Origin of the sequence: Caballeronia mineralivorans PML1(12) (genome assembly GCF_001028175.1) — a bacterium.
GTDB lineage: Bacteria > Pseudomonadota > Gammaproteobacteria > Burkholderiales > Burkholderiaceae > Caballeronia > Caballeronia mineralivorans.
Map to the genome: position 1 here is coordinate 1 of NZ_AEJF01000285.1, position 345 is coordinate 345.

Below are 345 nucleotides of genomic sequence, written 5' to 3' on the forward strand. Positions count from 1 at the left end.
TGACTTAATAAAATAGCGTGATTGTGGCAATCATATTCACCACGAAACCGACTGCCATGGGGATCGCTGTCCGCTTCACCACCGCAAAAGGCGAAACGCCTGCAATTCCTGACGTAACGACCACCACCGCAGTAATCGGCGAAACCGCGCGCGCTAGCGTCGTGGCAAAATGCATCGGCATAATCATTACAACCGCTGGTACATGTAGTCCGGCTGCGATATTCGGAATAAGACTGGCAAATGACATAAACGGCGCATTGCCAGAGCCCATCACAATGGCACAAATGGCAATGACCAGCGCCATAATAATCATCACGCCAATACCGCCCAGACCAGAATGCTCCG

The 345-nt window shown here is 51.6% G+C and carries 1 protein-coding gene; it reads right to left on the bottom strand.

Annotated features, from left to right (window positions below; genetic code table 11):
- Positions 1–4: 4 nt before the first annotated feature.
- Positions 5–345, bottom strand: a 341-nt coding sequence (gene dcuC, locus EOS_RS42690) for a C4-dicarboxylate transporter DcuC (protein ID WP_047898289.1), incomplete at its 5' end; no start/stop codon positions are given.